This is a genomic window from Geobacillus sp. E263, assembly GCF_007197795.1.
Classification (GTDB): Bacteria; Bacillota; Bacilli; order Bacillales; family Anoxybacillaceae; genus Parageobacillus_B; species Parageobacillus_B toebii.
On record NZ_CP041632.1, the window covers coordinates 3,190,206 to 3,207,788 of the forward strand.

General features: G+C 44.0%; 12 protein-coding genes, 3 rRNA genes and 2 riboswitches. Of the genes, 5 read left to right on the forward strand and 10 right to left on the reverse strand.

Annotated features, from left to right (window positions below; all coding sequences use genetic code 11):
* Window positions 1–62 precede the first annotated feature (62 nt).
* The 3 genes from purB to purE are packed head-to-tail and all read right to left on the reverse strand — an operon-like array spanning window position 63 to window position 2,981.
* A complete protein-coding gene (gene purB, locus FNL97_RS16260) occupies window positions 63–1,358 on the reverse strand; it encodes an adenylosuccinate lyase (RefSeq protein ID WP_062678387.1) in 1,296 nt (431 codons plus the stop codon).
* Window positions 1,355–2,509, reverse strand: coding sequence for a 5-(carboxyamino)imidazole ribonucleotide synthase (gene purK, locus FNL97_RS16265; RefSeq protein WP_205729477.1), 1,155 nt, complete (start codon window positions 2,507–2,509; stop codon window positions 1,355–1,357). Before purK ends, purB begins: the two co-directional genes overlap by 4 nt.
* Window positions 2,493–2,981 carry a 5-(carboxyamino)imidazole ribonucleotide mutase gene (gene purE / locus FNL97_RS16270; RefSeq protein WP_012748999.1) on the reverse strand — a complete coding sequence of 163 codons (489 nt, stop codon included), beginning with the start codon at window positions 2,979–2,981 and terminating at the stop codon, window positions 2,493–2,495. The genes purK and purE overlap by 17 nt, the downstream gene beginning before the upstream one ends.
* 115 nt (window positions 2,982–3,096) lie before the next feature.
* Window positions 3,097–3,198: riboswitch (purine riboswitch) on the reverse strand.
* A gap of 148 nt (window positions 3,199–3,346) precedes the next feature.
* Between purE and FNL97_RS16275 the strand changes: the two genes are divergently transcribed.
* The gene (locus FNL97_RS16275; RefSeq protein ID WP_012748998.1) at window positions 3,347–3,784 is read left to right on the forward strand and encodes an Hsp20/alpha crystallin family protein; all 438 of its coding nucleotides are present in this window, start codon (window positions 3,347–3,349) and stop codon (window positions 3,782–3,784) included.
* 368 nt (window positions 3,785–4,152) lie between these two features.
* Here the strand turns inward: FNL97_RS16275 and rrf are convergent.
* From rrf to FNL97_RS16300, 5 genes are all read right to left on the reverse strand, one after another.
* Window positions 4,153–4,269: ribosomal RNA gene (gene rrf / locus FNL97_RS16280) — 5S ribosomal RNA — on the reverse strand.
* Window positions 4,270–4,578: 309 nt separating this feature from the next.
* Window positions 4,579–7,513, reverse strand: a 23S ribosomal RNA gene (locus FNL97_RS16285).
* Between the two features lie 509 nt (window positions 7,514–8,022).
* Window positions 8,023–9,581, reverse strand: a 16S ribosomal RNA gene (locus FNL97_RS16290).
* The 16S, 23S and 5S rRNA genes sit together here, the layout of an rRNA operon.
* A gap of 494 nt (window positions 9,582–10,075) precedes the next feature.
* Window positions 10,076–11,506: a HAMP domain-containing sensor histidine kinase gene (locus FNL97_RS16295; RefSeq protein ID WP_003253339.1), complete on the reverse strand. Its 1,431-nt coding sequence runs from the start codon at window positions 11,504–11,506 to the stop codon at window positions 10,076–10,078.
* Window positions 11,493–12,194 carry a response regulator transcription factor gene (locus FNL97_RS16300; RefSeq protein ID WP_003253340.1) on the reverse strand — a complete coding sequence of 234 codons (702 nt, stop codon included), beginning with the start codon at window positions 12,192–12,194 and terminating at the stop codon, window positions 11,493–11,495. Before FNL97_RS16300 ends, FNL97_RS16295 begins: the two co-directional genes overlap by 14 nt.
* A 332-nt stretch (window positions 12,195–12,526) precedes the next feature.
* Between FNL97_RS16300 and FNL97_RS16305 the strand changes: the two genes are divergently transcribed.
* Genes FNL97_RS16305 through FNL97_RS16320 form a run of 4 tightly spaced genes read left to right on the forward strand, consistent with a single transcriptional unit; the run spans window position 12,527 to window position 15,272 of the window.
* The gene (locus FNL97_RS16305; RefSeq protein ID WP_012748992.1) at window positions 12,527–13,225 is read left to right on the forward strand and encodes a lantibiotic protection ABC transporter ATP-binding protein; all 699 of its coding nucleotides are present in this window, start codon (window positions 12,527–12,529) and stop codon (window positions 13,223–13,225) included.
* A gap of 14 nt (window positions 13,226–13,239) precedes the next feature.
* On the forward strand, window positions 13,240–13,986 hold the full coding sequence (locus FNL97_RS16310) for a lantibiotic immunity ABC transporter MutE/EpiE family permease subunit (protein WP_003253344.1): 747 nt from the start codon (window positions 13,240–13,242) through the stop codon (window positions 13,984–13,986).
* 1 nt (window position 13,987) lies between these two features.
* Window positions 13,988–14,776, forward strand: a complete 789-nt coding sequence (locus FNL97_RS16315; RefSeq protein ID WP_143416190.1) for a lantibiotic immunity ABC transporter MutG family permease subunit — start codon at window positions 13,988–13,990, stop codon at window positions 14,774–14,776.
* A 52-nt stretch (window positions 14,777–14,828) separates the two neighbouring features.
* Window positions 14,829–15,272, forward strand: a complete 444-nt coding sequence (locus FNL97_RS16320) for a NisI/SpaI family lantibiotic immunity lipoprotein (RefSeq protein ID WP_012748989.1) — start codon at window positions 14,829–14,831, stop codon at window positions 15,270–15,272.
* Between the two features lie 106 nt (window positions 15,273–15,378).
* On the opposite strand, the gene FNL97_RS16325 is transcribed toward FNL97_RS16320, so the two are convergent.
* Together FNL97_RS16325 and FNL97_RS16330 are read right to left on the reverse strand one after the other, a co-directional pair.
* A complete protein-coding gene (locus tag FNL97_RS16325; protein ID WP_143416191.1) occupies window positions 15,379–15,921 on the reverse strand; it encodes a GNAT family N-acetyltransferase in 543 nt (180 codons plus the stop codon).
* 86 nt (window positions 15,922–16,007) lie between these two features.
* Window positions 16,008–17,333: an NCS2 family permease gene (locus FNL97_RS16330; RefSeq protein WP_143416192.1), complete on the reverse strand. Its 1,326-nt coding sequence runs from the start codon at window positions 17,331–17,333 to the stop codon at window positions 16,008–16,010.
* Between the two features lie 98 nt (window positions 17,334–17,431).
* Window positions 17,432–17,533: riboswitch (purine riboswitch) on the reverse strand.
* Window positions 17,534–17,583: the final 50 nt, after the last annotated feature.

The window sequence follows — 17,583 nt, forward strand, 5'->3', positions numbered from 1 at the left end:
ATCCAGAATATTGGGAATTTTTTTAGTTGTACATCGGCAAGGGATTCCTTGCCGATGTATCATTACGACAATCCTAACCGTTCAAAAATCGTATCCACATGCTTTAAGTGATAGTGATAATCAAAACAGTCATCGATTTGTTCTTTCGTTAAGCGGCTTGTAATCCGCTCATCCGCTTCAATGAGCGAACGGAACGGCACTTGTTTTTCCCATGCCTCCATCGCTTTTGGCTGCACTAAGTCGTACGCTTCTTCGCGCGTCATGCCGGCATCAATTAACGAGAGCAATACGCGCTGCGAATAAATAAGCCCTAATGTGCGATCCATATTTTTCTTCATGTTTTCCGGATAGACTTTCAAGTTTTTCACGATGTTCGTAAAGCGATTTAGCATATAGTTCAACGCGATCGTCGCATCCGGCAAAATGATGCGCTCAGCAGAAGAATGGGAAATATCACGCTCATGCCAAAGAGGCACGTTTTCATAGGCCGTTAACATATAACCGCGAAGAACGCGCGACATTCCTGTCATATTTTCCGAACCGATCGGATTGCGTTTGTGCGGCATCGCCGAAGAACCTTTTTGACCTTTGGCGAAAAACTCTTCCACTTCGCGTACTTCGCTTTTTTGCAAACCACGAATTTCAACAGCGAATTTTTCAATCGACGTCGCAATGAGCGCCAACGTCGCCATATAATACGCGTGGCGGTCGCGCTGCAACGTTTGTGTGGAAATCAACGCTGGTTTTAACCCGAGTTTTTCACATACGTATTGTTCAACAAACGGATCAATATTTGCATACGTTCCAACCGCACCGGAAATTTTCCCGACGCGCACCGTTTCCGCCGCTTGTTTAAAACGTTCTAAATTACGTTGCATCTCCGCATACCAAAGCGCCATTTTAAGACCGAATGTTGTCGGTTCGGCGTGAACGCCGTGCGTGCGCCCCATCATCACCGTATATTTATGTTCCTGCGCTTTTTCTTTCAATACTTGAATAAAGTTTTCTAAATCTCTCAACAAAATCTCGTTCGCCTGCTTTAACAAATACGATAACGCTGTGTCAACGACATCGGTAGACGTTAAACCGTAATGCACCCATTTTCGCTCTTCGCCTAGCGTTTCCGAAACCGCGCGCGTAAAAGCAACCACATCATGGCGCGTTTCTTCCTCAATTTCTTTGATACGCTGAATATCAAACGATGCATTTTTGCGGATAAGCTCGACGTCTTCTTTTGGAATTACCCCAAGCTCCGCCCATGCCTCACAAGCTAAAATTTCAACTTCAAGCCATGCTTTGAAACGGTTTTCTTCCGTCCAAATCGCTCCCATTTCCGGTCTTGTGTAACGTTCAATCATACGTGTTCCAGCCTCCGATCATTCCAAATTTGCCATGAATCAATCATTTTAAGTGCTGCATTGACATCTTCCGCGAGCACCGTTACGTGCCCCATTTTTCTTTTCGGTTTTGCTTCTTTTTTGCCGTAAAGATGAAGGTGAACGTGGCTTAGTTTTTCGATATTCTGAAGGATTGGTTCCATATGCTCACCTAAAATGTTCACCATCACGGCTGGTTTTAGCAGCTCTGTGCTTCCTAACGGCCAGTTGCAGATGGCACGGACATGCTGCTCAAATTGAGATGTCACACAAGCATTAATTGTATAATGACCTGAGTTGTGCGGTCTAGGGGCAAGCTCATTAATATAAATATCCCCTTCTTTTGTTAAAAACATTTCAACCGCTAACGTTCCGACGAGCCCAAAATAGCCAGCGAGCGTTTCCGCATAACGAACCGCTTTTTGCGCTATGTGCCCGGAAATTCGTGCTGGAACAATCGTTTCGTGCAAAATATTATCGACATGAATATTTTCCGCGACCGGAAATACGGCCATCTCCCCAAGTCCATTTCTTGTTACGATAACGGAAATTTCTTTATCAAACGAAAGCCAGCGTTCTAATACACAAGGGCCAACCGCTAATAAGGATAGCGCTTCCTTGACATCTTCTTTGTTGCGGATGACGAATTGTCCTTTGCCGTCATAGCCGCCGCGGCGTGTTTTGAGTACACAAGGAAGACCGACCGTTTCAATGGCCGAAACCAGCTCCTCTTTGGATTGCACTTCGACGTACGGTGCAACAGGAAGTCCCGCATCTGTAATCGCCTTTTTCTCCATCGCACGGTCTTGCGTAATGGCAAGCAGCTTGCTTCCTTGCGGCACATACGCGTGTTCCACGAGCCAATTTAAAGCATTCGCATCAATATTTTCAAATTCGTACGTAATGACATCACTCACCGCAGCAAGCTTTCGAATTGCTTCAAGATCGTTATATTCTGCCGTAATCTCGATATCCGCCACTTGGCCACATGGAGAATCTGGGGTTGGATCAAGAACGGCAACGCGAAATCCCATTTCTCTCGCAGCGATTGCCATCATCCGCCCAAGTTGTCCACCGCCAATAATTCCAATCGTTTGTCCAGGAATGATTTGTCGATTACACAAGTTGATCACTGCTTTCCATTACTTGTTTTCTTATCGTTTCCCTGCGTTTTTTTAGCGCCTCCATGTACTGCGGGTAATGAATGCCTAACATCGAGGCTGCTAAAAGCCCCGCGTTTGTAGCTCCCGCTTTGCCGATGGCGACCGTCGCCACTGGTACACCTCCCGGCATTTGTACAATGGACAAAAGCGAGTCTAATCCGTTTAACGCTTTTGACTGCACTGGCACACCAATCACCGGCAGCGTCGTTTTAGCAGCAACCATCCCTGGTAAATGCGCCGCTCCCCCTGCTCCGGCAATAATGACTTTAATTCCTCTTTCTTCCGCCGTCTCCGCATACTCAAACATGTAATCTGGCGTTCGATGGGCGGAAACTACTTTTTTTTCAAACGGAATTTGTAATTCTTCTAATATATCGCAAGCATATTTCATTGTCTCCCAATCCGATTGACTTCCCATGATCACACCAACAAGCGGCTGCATGTGGCATTCACCTCTTTGATTCTCTTCATATAAAAAACCAGAACGAACGTTCCTCCTATTGATAAGGGAAAGCATCGTTCTGGGCATACCTCGGCTATAAGGTGACGAAAAAAGCCAATACGATCCTTTCCCTCATAGTCCAATAATTTACGGTTATTGGGTAGAGACTTTTGGGCCATATTCCCAAAATTATATGAGGGTGATTCACTTTATGAAGTTACTATTATCTTACCAACCTTTTTCAGAAGATGTCAATATAAAATCGAACATTTAATTTATTTATACTATTAATGTTCGTGTTTTCTATTCATTCTCACAAAACGGTATAGAAAACATATGATGAAATAGCGGAGGAGGGAGTTGCCGTGAAGTCAAACCCGTTTAACTCGTTTCCCGAATGGACAAAACAATGGGAACAGTTTTTTCAAGGAGATTTTTGGGGGAGTTTCCAATCATTCTTACCGACAACGAAAAAGCAATCTGGCATGAATATATACAAAAAGGACAACGAGCTATTAATCGTTGTCAGTTTACCGGGATTAGAAAAAATGGAAGATGTTGAACTTTATGTGTACTATAAAACATTAGAAATTAAAGCAAATATTAATTTGCAATTCAAAGGGTTCGAATTAATCGAAGAAGGAATTTTTCAAGGAGAATGGGAAACAACGATCCCGCTTCCCTTTGCAGTAAAGGAAGATCGAATTGAGGCAACATATCACAATGGTCTATTGTTTATTCATCTTCATCGCCTAATTCCTGATGGGACAAAAAAGAAAATCGAAATCAAAAAAGGAGAATAGTTTTTTACATTCGACATGTTTTCAACTACCGTAAAAGCGCAATAAAAACATGATCATTCAAAAACAAACCAATCATTGGTAAGAAAATATGTATGATAAAAATGAGTTACAGTACATCGCTTTCCCTGCAAGTGATCACTCCTTTCTCCTTCTAAATATAAAAAAGGGAGGGTGTCCACAAATTTTTGGGACACCCTCTTTTCACAGCTTCCGTTTCCTATACTAAATCAAAAAGGGGGTCTAGGAAACGATGATAACGCTTCTAGTTTTGGGGGAGAGGATTTAAATGGCGTCATTAAAAACTCAATGGTTTTATATAAGCTGAGCAAAAAAATTAGAGAACTTGTCAGCTCTCTAATTTTTTGCCTGCCTAGCAACGACCTACTCTTGCAGGGGCGCTGGCCCCAACTACCATCGGCGCTGGAGAGCTTAACTTCCGTGTTCGGGATGGGAACGGGTGTTTCCTCTCCGCTATTGTCACTAGGCAAGCACTTCAATTGGCCACATATTATTATATTCCAATCATCACGTTTGTCAAGAGGGATTTCGTTCCCTCAAAACTAGATAACCGTCTGTTTGGAAGAAGCCGTTTTGCATAGGCGGCCTACGCTTTTCGCTTTGTCCAGCTCCGGCTCGCAGCGTGTCAGCTACTTAAATAAGCATCTTCGCTGACATGCGCCGAGTAATCGCAGGCGCAACTTGCGGAAAATAACCTTCCTCCGTCGACATGCAAACATGTCTCGTCGGAAGAACATTTTCCTTTTGGCGCTAAGCGCTCGCCTCCGCTTTTCCGCTTGGTTAAGTCCTCGATCGATTAGTATCCGTCAGCTCCACGTGTCGCCACGCTTCCACCTCGGACCTATCGACCTCGTCATCTTCGAGGGATCTTACTCGCTTGACGCGATGGGAAATCTCATCTTGAGGGGGGCTTCACGCTTAGATGCTTTCAGCACTTATCCCTTCCGCACATAGCTACCCAGCGGTGCCCCTGGCGGGACAACTGGTACACCAGCGGTGCGTCCATCCCGGTCCTCTCGTACTAAGGACAGCTCCTCTCAAATTTCCTGCGCCCGCGACGGATAGGGACCGAACTGTCTCACGACGTTCTGAACCCAGCTCGCGTACCGCTTTAATGGGCGAACAGCCCAACCCTTGGGACCGACTACAGCCCCAGGATGCGATGAGCCGACATCGAGGTGCCAAACCTCCCCGTCGATGTGGACTCTTGGGGGAGATCAGCCTGTTATCCCCGGGGTAGCTTTTATCCGTTGAGCGATGGCCCTTCCATACGGAACCACCGGATCACTAAGCCCGACTTTCGTCCCTGCTCGACCTGTCCGTCTCGCAGTCAAGCTCCCTTGTGCCTTTGCACTCTACGAATGATTTCCAACCATTCTGAGGGAACCTTTGGGCGCCTCCGTTACCTTTTGGGAGGCGACCGCCCCAGTCAAACTGCCCACCTGACACTGTCTCCCACCCCGATCAGGGGTGCGGGTTAGAATTTCAATACCGCCAGGGTGGTATCCCACCGGCGCCTCCACCGAAGCTGGCGCTCCGGCTTCTCAGGCTCCCACCTATCCTGTACAAGCGATACCAAAATTCCATATCAGGCTGCAGTAAAGCTCCACGGGGTCTTTCCGTCCTGTCGCGGGTAACCTGCATCTTCACAGGTAGTATGATTTCACCGGGTCTCTCGTTGAGACAGTGCCCAAGTCGTTACACCTTTCGTGCGGGTCGGAACTTACCCGACAAGGAATTTCGCTACCTTAGGACCGTTATAGTTACGGCCGCCGTTTACTGGGGCTTCGGTTCGCACCTTCAGCCTTGCGGCTTAAGCGCTCCCCTTAACCTTCCAGCACCGGGCAGGTGTCAGCCCCTATACTTCGCCTTTCGGCTTCGCAGAGACCTGTGTTTTTGATAAACAGTCGCTTGGGCCTTTTCACTGCGGCTCTCTCGGGCTCATCACCCAAGAGAGCACCCCTTCTCCCGAAGTTACGGGGTCATTTTGCCGAGTTCCTTAACGAGAGTTCTCCCGCGCACCTTAGGATTCTCTCCTCGCCTACCTGTGTCGGTTTGCGGTACGGGCACCTCTCACCTCGCTAGAGGCTTTTCTTGGCAGTGTAGGATCGGGGACTTCGGGACCGATGGTCCCTTCGCCATCACGGCTCAGCCTTTGCGCCAGACGGATTTGCCTATCTGGCAGCCTAACCGCTTGGACAGGCTATTCCAGCAGCCTGCTCGCCCTACCTTCCTGCGTCCCCCCATTGCTCAAACGGTGAGGAGGTGGTACAGGAATCTCAACCTGTTGCCCATCACCTACGCCTTTCGGCCTCGGCTTAGGTCCCGACTAACCCTGAGCGGACGAACCTTCCTCAGGAAACCTTAGGCTTTCGGTGCAGAGGATTCTCACCTCTGTTTTCGCTACTCACACCGGCATTCTCACTTCTAAGCGCTCCACGAGTCCTTCCGGTCCCGCTTCGGCGCGCTTAGAACGCTCCCCTACCGATGACCAATGGTCATCCCACAGCTTCGGTGGCACGTTTAGCCCCGGTACATTTTCGGCGCAGAGTCACTCGACCAGTGAGCTATTACGCACTCTTTAAATGATGGCTGCTTCTAAGCCAACATCCTGGTTGTCTGGGCAACTCCACATCCTTTTCCACTTAACGTGCACTTTGGGACCTTAGCTGGTGGTCTGGGCTGTTTCCCTCTCGACCACGGATCTTATCACTCGTAGTCTGACTCCCAAGGATAAGTCATTGGCATTCGGAGTTTGACTGAGTTCGGTAACCCGATGAGGGCCCCTAGCTCAATCAGTGCTCTACCTCCAAGACTCTTCCCTTGAGGCTAGCCCTAAAGCTATTTCGGGGAGAACCAGCTATCTCCAGGTTCGATTGGCATTTCACCCCTACCCACACCTCATCCCCGCACTTTTCAACGTGCGTGGGTTCGGGCCTCCAGTAGGTGTTACCCTACCTTCACCCTGGACATGGGTAGATCACCTGGTTTCGGGTCTACGACAACGTACTAAACGCCCTATTCAGACTCGCTTTCGCTGCGGCTCCGTCTCTTCGACTTAACCTCGCACGTCATCGTAACTCGCCGGTTCATTCTACAAAAGGCACGCCATCACCCATAAACGGGCTCTGACTACTTGTAGGCACACGGTTTCAGGTTCTCTTTCACTCCCCTTCCGGGGTACTTTTCACCTTTCCCTCACGGTACTGGTTCACTATCGGTCACTAGGGAGTATTTAGCCTTGGGAGATGGTCCTCCCTGCTTCCGACGGGATTCCCCGTGTCCCGCCGTACTCAGGATCCACTCGGGAGGGAACGAAGTTTCGACTACAGGGCTGTCACCTTCTCTGGCGGGCCTTTCCAGACCGCTTCGTCTACCCCGTTCCTTTGTAACTCCCATGTGAGTGGTCCTACAACCCCAAGAGGCAAGCCTCTTGGTTTGGGCTGTTCCCGTTTCGCTCGCCGCTACTCAGGGAATCGCGGTTGCTTTCTTCTCCTCCGGGTACTTAGATGTTTCAGTTCCCCGGGTGTGCCCTCCATACCCTATGGATTCAGGTATGGATACTGCCCCATTACGGGCAGTGGGTTTCCCCATTCGGACATCTCCGGATCAACGCTTGCTTACAGCTCCCCGAAGCGTTTCGGCGTTTGCCCCGTCCTTCATCGGCTCCTAGTGCCAAGGCATCCACCGTGCGCCCTTTCTAACTTAACCATGCGAAAACAGCTTCATGCTTGCCGCCTTCGCTTCTCGGCTTCTTCCTATGTCTAGCTTCGGCGCCTAGCTCTCTTGTGCCAAATAACCTTCTCCCTTGAAGTGCAAGCACTTCTGCAGGTGAAGAACATTTAGCTTCGAGAGCTGATCGCGGCGCCTCCGCTTTTCCTTCCGGTTATCTAGTTTTCAAGGAACGAAGCTACTACTTTGAGTTCGCTTCTCTGCAGCTTTGTGCCGAGGAACCTAACTCCCTCGAACCTGCTTGTAGACGCAGGCACAAGACTGCTTCTGACACAAAGCCTCTGTTTTGAAAGAACATTAAACATGTTCCCTCAAAACTGAACAAGGCTACTGCCTTGAATCTGCTTCTCTGCTGCCTTGTGTCGAGGAATCCTGCTTCCTCGAATTCACTAGCAGACGCAGACACAAAACGTTTGAAGGAATGGGTAATGTTCCTTCAAAACTGAACAAAACTCCGCGCCCACTATATTCACGTTTATCATCCTTAGAAAGGAGGTGATCCAGCCGCACCTTCCGGTACGGCTACCTTGTTACGACTTCACCCCAATCACTTGCCCCACCTTCGGCGGCTGGCTCCCTTACGGGTTACCTCACCGACTTCGGGTGTTGCAAGCTCTCGTGGTGTGACGGGCGGTGTGTACAAGGCCCGGGAACGTATTCACCGCGGCATGCTGATCCGCGATTACTAGCGATTCCGGCTTCATGCAGGCGAGTTGCAGCCTGCAATCCGAACTGAGAGCGACTTTTTGGGATTCGCTCCCCCTCGCGGGTTCGCAGCCCTTTGTACCGCCCATTGTAGCACGTGTGTAGCCCAGGTCATAAGGGGCATGATGATTTGACGTCATCCCCACCTTCCTCCGGTTTGTCACCGGCAGTCCCCCTAGAGTGCCCAACTGAATGCTGGCAACTAGGGGCGAGGGTTGCGCTCGTTGCGGGACTTAACCCAACATCTCACGACACGAGCTGACGACAACCATGCACCACCTGTCACCCTGTCCTCCCGAAAGGGAGGAACGCCCTGTCTCCAGGGTTGTCAGGGGATGTCAAGACCTGGTAAGGTTCTTCGCGTTGCTTCGAATTAAACCACATGCTCCACCGCTTGTGCGGGCCCCCGTCAATTCCTTTGAGTTTCAGCCTTGCGGCCGTACTCCCCAGGCGGAGTGCTTAACGCGTTAGCTACAGCACTAAAGGGTTTAACCCCTCTAACACTTAGCACTCATCGTTTACGGCGTGGACTACCAGGGTATCTAATCCTGTTTGCTCCCCACGCTTTCGCGCCTCAGCGTCAGTTACAGACCAGAGAGCCGCCTTCGCCACTGGTGTTCCTCCACATCTCTACGCATTTCACCGCTACACGTGGAATTCCGCTCTCCTCTTCTGCACTCAAGTCCCCCAGTTTCCAATGACCCTCCACGGTTGAGCCGTGGGCTTTCACATCAGACTTAAGGGACCGCCTGCGCGCGCTTTACGCCCAATAATTCCGGACAACGCTCGCCCCCTACGTATTACCGCGGCTGCTGGCACGTAGTTAGCCGGGGCTTTCTCGTTAGGTACCGTCACCGTACCGCCCTATTCGAACGGTACTTCTTCTTCCCTAACAACAGAGCTTTACGATCCGAAGACCTTCTTCGCTCACGCGGCGTCGCTCCGTCAGACTTTCGTCCATTGCGGAAGATTCCCTACTGCTGCCTCCCGTAGGAGTCTGGGCCGTGTCTCAGTCCCAGTGTGGCCGGTCACCCTCTCAGGCCGGCTACGCATCGTCGCCTTGGTGAGCCGTTACCTCACCAACTAGCTAATGCGCCGCGGGCCCATCCGTAAGTGGTAGCAAAAGCCACCTTTCAACCAAAGACCATGCGGTCTTCGGTGTTATCCGGTATTAGCCCCGGTTTCCCGGAGTTATCCCGGTCTTACGGGCAGGTTACCCACGTGTTACTCACCCGTCCGCCGCTAACCGAACAGAAGCAAGCTCCCGTTCGGTCCGCTCGACTTGCATGTATTAGGCACGCCGCCAGCGTTCGTCCTGAGCCAGGATCAAACTCTCCAAAAAGAAAGTTGATTGGCTTTTAATTCGACGCCGACACCGCAAGGTGTCGCTCGCCTTCGCTTTTCTATTTGGACGCTTCGTTTTGTTCAGTTTTCAAGGAACATTTGTTTTGTCCTCTAAAAGCGACTCTTATAACATATCATTTTCAGCTTAACATGTCAATATCTTTTTTATTTTTTTCGCCGCATCGAAGCGACCTTATTAATATAACATCGTTACTAGCAAAAAGTCAATACTTTCGTACTTTAGATTTTGAAGGACTGTATTCAGTATTCCAAGAGCCGTAAAAAAGAAATACACCTTTCGCGCTCTCCAACGAATTAAACCACCATCTGCTATAAGATATAGAGAGACTCCAAAAAGAAGGACAATGATGTCCTTCTGACAGACATTGCTGATAAAAAATATCCTTCTATAGAATTTTAGAACGATGATTCCAAAAAATAAAATTGATATCACAAACGACAGGGCTATTATGCTGCTTGCCAAAACAACAGCTAAAGCAGGGAATCGGAGAATTCTTTAATATAAAATTCAACGGTTGCCCCGCCCTTTTCGTTATTGTAAGCCCAAATCTCCCCACCATAATTGTTAACAATTTTTTTAGAAATATAAAGGCCTAAACCAATATGATTTCTATATTGTTTATCTTGATAAAACGCTTCAAACAAAATGGATGTATCCTTTTGCCTAAACCCGATTCCTGTATCCATGCATTTAAAATAAATTTTATTGCCATGTTCGTCCACTTCATCATGTACTTCAAGTTTAATTTCTCCACTCATTGTAAATCTTAGGCTGTTATATAAAATATTATCCAAAACCCTCCCTAACATTGACTCGTCAAGTAAATAAAATTGTTTATTTAAATTGATGTCAAACTTAATAGCTAAGTTTCTTTTATTATGAGCCACCGCTGATATCTCTTGCTTCTTCTCCATAAGCATTTTATTCAAATCAATCTTCTTAATATTTAATAAAAAATCCGCCTTTTCTACTTTATATAATAGCGATAAATTATCTGTAAGCATGACCATTTTATAACAATTATTGCGGATAATATCTAGATGGGGAGTGATATCGAAATTATCTTGGTTTTTCAAATCAGCAATCAAATCCATTTGTCCTTGGATCACGGTCAAAGGGGTTCTTATGTCATGGGCAATCGATGACACCATCATCTTGCGTTCATCATCTATCTTTGATAGATTTTCAATGGTTTCTTTCAGTGCGTTGATCATGGTATTGAAAGAATTTTGGATTTTGATAAATTCATCTCTTCTAAGCCCATGAACCTGAAAGTCAAAATCTCCATTCGAAATCTTATCTGCAGCCTGAAGCAATACTTTGATATTATTAAACAATGACTTATATAGTTTAGATGTAAATAAAATCAAATAAATAATAAAAAATAGTAATGGCGAGATCAGCAGTAAAATATAAATAAATACTGCTCCGGGATTGTCCTTTATATTATTAATAAAAAAACCAAAAGGGGCCTTAATGACATACACAGCTTGGATAGAATTATTATGCTGGACAGGTATATATCTATAAACATACTTTCCTTTCACAATCTCATGATTGATGACTTTGCTGAAATCGATTCTGCCGTCTACAATTCCCTTATCCCCATACATATGATTACCGTTGATATCCAAAACTTCACCTTGGATATTTTCATGATAGGACTTTAAATCAATTAATTGTCCCTTTAAAATTGATGATGAATTTTCTTTGATCTTTTTTTCAATGGAATCGATGTACTTAACGTAATAGTTAGATGGCTTGATAGTATTGTTATTCGTTAGCACAAATATAAACAAAAATAAGCATACGTACGTGATAAACGTTGATATAAGAGTTGATAGGAAGACCTTAACAACCAATAAATAAAAATCTCTTTTTATCGTTTTATCCTTTTTCATATGTCACATCCCATTTATATCCTAATCCGTACAGTGTTTTTATATAAGAATGTTCCGGATCTAGAGAACGAATTTTCTTTCTAATGTTTTTGATGCTCTCTGTAACTGTTTCTAATTGACTTTCTGAATCCAATCCCCATACGCTTTCAAAAATTCTCTCTTTCGAAAAAACCATATTTTTATTCAACATTAATAGTTTAATAATTTCGTATTCTTTTTTTGTTAAATGTAATTTAACACCTTTACAAAAAACTTCATTAGCCAAAAGATCGATAGTAATATTTTTAGAGCTCAGAAGCTGTCTTTCATTCGATCTTATTCGCTCTTCCCGTCTTAAATGGCAATCTATTCTTGCCTTTAACTCCTTCAAGCTAAATGGTTTGCTAATATAGTCATCTCCACCCACGGAAAGGGCTTGAATTTTGTCTTCTTCCAACGTTTTTGCACTTACAAATATTATCGGACAATCCACCCTGTCGCGGATCATGCTGCACAATTCCATTCCATCAATGCCTTCCATCATAATATCCAATATAATTAAGTCAAAATTATTATTAATAATTCGTAGTAATGCCTCACTCCCGCTATGAACAGCTTCAACAAAGTAATGATAAAGCTCAAGGTATTGTTTTATCGTGAGGCAAATATCTTCATTATCATCAACGACTAGGATTTTCTTTTTATTCATCTCCCGACATCCTCACATGTAGACCGATTCATTAGGATCGTTCCTCAATTATAACATCCCAGCGGCTATTTCTCTAAAAACAATACCGAACATCTTTGCAATCTAAAATATAAATAGAAAATCTAATGTTTTTCTAATATTTTTTATATTCCATAAGAAAATAATAAAAAATCATCATTCATTATAAAATCTTTATAATTGCAGACTAATATCAAGCTGTACATCTAATAAATCCATACAGCAGGGGCAAGTGAGGAAATTAAAAAACTATGGGCGTGCTTAAACTAATACAACATGTTTGCAAATTTCCAAGCCATGAAAGGGGAATAGAAATGGAAGAATATATTTTGCAAACCAATAAATTAAGTAAATCTTTTGGTAAACAGTTAGCAGTAGACAATGTTTCTTTAAAAGTAAAAACAAACACCATCTACGGACTGCTTGGACCAAACGGAGCCGGCAAATCAACGACTTTAAAACTGTTAACAGGGCTTTTACATCCTACATCTGGCGAAATTATATTTAACGGTCATCCATGGAGCAGAAAAGACCTTAAAGACATAGGTGTACTTATTGAATCACCGGCTCTTTATGGCAATTTGACCGCTTATGAGAATCTTCTCGTTCACACAAAAGTATTACATTTACCAGAATCAAGAATACAAGAAGTGTTGAAAATAGTTGGTTTAGAAAACACCGGGAAAAAGAAAGTATCGCAATTTTCTTTCGGTATGAAGCAAAGATTAGGCATTGCCAAAGCACTTTTAAATCATCCCAAGCTTCTTATTCTCGATGAGCCAACAAACGGACTTGATCCACTAGGTATACAAGAATTGCGCAAGCTTATAAGATCCTTCCCGTCACAAGGAATGACTGTCATTTTATCAAGTCATATTTTATCAGAAGTAGCACAATTGGCAGACCACATTGGCATCATTCATCATGGAAAACTCAAATATCAAGGTGAAATAGAGAAAAACAAAGATTTAGAAAAACTGTTTATGGATGTAGTCAGTGAAAAAGCGAAATAGGGAGGAGTTAAATAATGCTAAATATGATACAATCAGAAAACTTAAAATATAAGCGTACATTTACTAAAAAAATTGTATATATTTCCCCCTTATTTTTTATATTATATGCCATTATTACAATGCCTTCTATTCATTCAAAATATAATTACTTTGAATATACGGTATTCAATTGGTGGCCATTAATATTTATGCCGTTAGGGACAGCGCTGATATCTTCACTTTCTGCAATGAGGGAAAAAAAGTCAGGAAACTATAGAGTTTTGCGATGTCATGATATCAGTATCGCACATATGTGGTTCAGCAAAATCATTGTAGTTGCCCTTTATACACTGTTATCATCTATCGAACTCATCCTCTTATTGTTCATATTAAAATTTTTTCTGCCAAGCAGCATTACATCAGCAGTCGTAGTAATACAAGCAAGCCTTGCTGTTTGGGTCACATCTTTAGCATACATCCCTATAGGCTTGTTTTTCGCAGAACGATTCGGAACAGCAATTTCGATTATTGTTAATGTTTTAGGCATTGTCATAGGAGTAGTGATGGCCCCAGAGCCTTATTGGATTTATATTCCGTGGAGCTGGGGAATGAGACTGATGTCTCCCATTGTTGGTGTTCACCCAAATGGAACCCCGCTGGAAACAGGAAGCCCATTGTTAAATCCTTCCGTCATTCCATTGGGAATTGCCGTCTCTATTGTATTTTTTATTATGCTGTCATTTGCAACAGCGATTTGGTTTTCGAAAAAAGAGGTGAACTGAATTGTCATTTCTTCAAGTTCTATCTTCCGAATGGGTAAAGACGAAACGTACATCGATTAGGCTTATCGTGTTTGCCATACCAATCGCTTATCCAGTTTGTATGTTATGGTATTTTTCTAAATACAATGATCCTTTATCATGGCAAATGAAGATATACAGCGGCTTTTTTGAGGTGCTAACCGTCTCGTTACCTGTCATTGTTTCTCTGCTTACAGGTCTTATATCGCATCAGGAAGAAAAAGCAGGAAATTTTGTTGGCCTGTTAGCAGCACCTGTTTCAAGAGCACAACTTTATGTCAGTAAACTAGTTTTGCTGATTTTATTAGCAATTATGGATATATTTTTGGCAACTTCCCTTATGCTGTTAGGAATGGATTATATATTACATGTAGACAATGTTTATTGCGGATTATTTTTGCAAGGGGCACTGTTATCTGTGATTGGTTCACTCATTCTTTTTTCCATGCATATATTCATTAGCTTTGCATATGGGATGGGAGCATCTATAGCTATTGGCGGAGGCGGTTTCCTTGTTTCAGCTATCATTGGAGCAACTGTGGTGGGGGATGACATTTGGCCATTTATCCCTTGGGCTTGGGCTGTCAGACTTTCGAAAATCCCCATATTGTTGATGCCTGAAGCAAAGCTGGCAGATGGGATACAACCATCAGAGCTCTTTCTTCAAGAACTGGTAAAAGGCATTATGCCATCGATAATATGTTTTGTATTGGTAACAATCGGTGGAATCATGTGGTTTAATCGGTGGGAAGGAAACAAGTCGTACGAATAATAACAAAAATAATCTTGTTAAGTATTATGAAACAGGAAAGGAGAAATATGTATTGAAAATAAAAAATTCTATATTATCTCTTTTATTGATCGCTTCAACCTCCTTAGGAGGGTGTTCGCTTATCAGTGAGCTGAAACACACAGCATCAAAAAATATGGCGATTGATAAAAGATTACCGATATATGAATTAAACAAACAAAACTTTAAGGAAATAACCTACAAAGATAAGACTTATATTATCCAAAAATCAGTCATTAAACCTGGCAGTTTACAAAAACCTATTGGGAGAGTTTCCCAAAGCATTACAATTAATGAGAAAAATGAAATACTAAGCAAAAAAGAACTTAGGGAAGTGGAAATTCTCCCAAATAAAAAAGAAGAGAAAAGGTTTCATTTAAACTTTGGCTGGGTATATAGCATAAAAAATATAAGCCCAGACGAAAAAATTGCAGTTGTAGTCAATAATGAATATCGTGTCGCAAAAATAAAAAAATAACTGTACTGGTTTTGCGGACACTTTTTTTATATCGTCATCAAACAGTTTTTCTTCGTCAAAAAGGATGCCACAAAAGATCATCGTGTGACATCCTCTTCTTATTCGCTTAATGTTTCCATTCTCTTGCAAGCATTCCATACACCACATGGTCGACGAAATGGTCGTAAAGCCATTCTGCTTCCCGGATCGTCCCTTCGTTTGTAAACCCTAATCGCTCAGGAATTGCCCTGCTTCGTTCATTTTCCACTGCGCAACGGATTTCCAAACGATGCAATTTCAATTCATTAAAGGCATAGTCGATACACGCTTTGCACGCTTTCGTCATTAATCCAAGCCCTTGAAACTGCTCCCCCAGCCAGTAGCCAATGCTTGTTTTTTTATTCGCGCGATCAATATAATGAAGTCCAATGACTCCCGCTAATTGTCCTTTATGCCAAATCCCTGCTTCAAAGCCGTTTCCAGCGGCAAATTTCTGCAATCCCCCCGCGATAAACGCTTTCGAATCCTCTACTGTTTTTGTTGAATCCACCCACGGAAGCCACTTCCGCAAATGCGGACGGCATGAATCAACTAACGCAAATAACCGTTCTGCATCTTCCACTGTAAGCAACTTCAGCCACGCTTCTTCATCCAGGCGGTGGATAAACATAGCGTCCCCCTCCCAGTTTTATAAATTTTTTCTACTATTATACCAAATCCAAATAAAAAAGCCCGCCGTTTTGGCGGACTCTTTTTCTATTCCCTTAAAAAGACAAAGTATAAGATAAAGATGACAAATAGCGCATATAAAATCGGATGAACTTCTTTGCCGCGTCCTTTTAAAATCATCGTAATTGGATAAAAGATGAATCCAACCGCAATCCCTGTCGCAATGCTATACGAAAGCGGCATCGTAATTAACGTGAAAAACGCCGGAATTGCAACTTCGAGTTTTTTCCAATCGATTTCTCCAATCGAAGATACCATTAACACACCAACAATAATCAACGCCGGGGCGGTGACAGGCGCGGTAACAACACTTAATAACGGCGAGAAAAATAGCGACAGCAAAAACAAAATTCCTGTTACTACCGCAGAAAAACCGGAACGGCCGCCAGCCGCGACCCCTGCCGATGATTCGACATAAGAAGTCGTCGTCGATGTTCCAAGCACGGCGCCAACCATGACCGCCGTTGCATCAACAAGCAATGCTTTCCCCGCGCGAGGCAGTTTATTATCCTTTAACAGCCCTGCTTGATTCGCTACTGCTAATAGCGTCCCTGTTGCGTCAAAAAAGTCGACAATGAAAAAGGTTAAGATGACTCCGAGCATTTTCAACGAAAAAATGTCCGGTAAATGCTCAAGCGCAACGCCAAACGTCGGAGAAATATCCGGAATGGCACCGACGATTTGATCGGGCACTTTAATTAAACCGAAAATCATGCCGACAATCGCGGTAATGACCATACCGTAAAATACGCTGCCATTTACTTTTTTGACCATCAATATTATCGTCACAAACAAACCAAAAATAGCTAATAGCGTATTTCCGTCTTTCAAATCGCTCAAACTTACTAGTGTTGCCGGATTATCTACAATGATTCCCGCATTTTGCAGTCCGATAAACGTAATGAACAATCCGATTCCGGCGCCGACAGCGTATTTCAGCTCCACTGGAATCGCATCAATAATTTTTTCGCGGATGCCTGTCAAAGATAAAATCGTAAAAATAACCCCTGATACGAATACTCCCGCCAACGCCGTCTGCCATGGGATTTGCATATGCAAAACAACTGTGAATGCGAAGAATGCATTTAGTCCCATCCCTGGCGCTAGCGCAATCGGGTAACGCGCTAAAATCCCCATTAAAATACATCCATACGCCGCAGCAAGCGCGGTCGCAACAAATACCGCACCTTGGTCAATCCGCAGTTCGTCTGGAAAATCTTTTACTGCTCCTAATGACAGCGTAAACGGGTTAACAAACAAAATGTACGCCATCGACAAAAACGTTGTAAGCCCAGCGATGATCTCTGTACGGTAATTCGTGCCGAGCTCTTCAAACTGGAAATACTTTTTCATTTACTATCCCCCCTATAAAAATAAAAACGCTTCTAGTAAGCTACCAGAAGCGTTGACTAAAGAGGGATAATGAATATAGAGAGGACAAAAAATGCACTCTCTACCCCATTATACCTCGTAGTCAAGCTATTTACGGTAGCTTGGTAGAAACTCCCGAGCCATATTCCCGGGATTATACGACGTATTTTGACAATATTCGTGTTTTATGTACATTTTATCAACAGAATAACTATATGTCAATAAAAAAGAC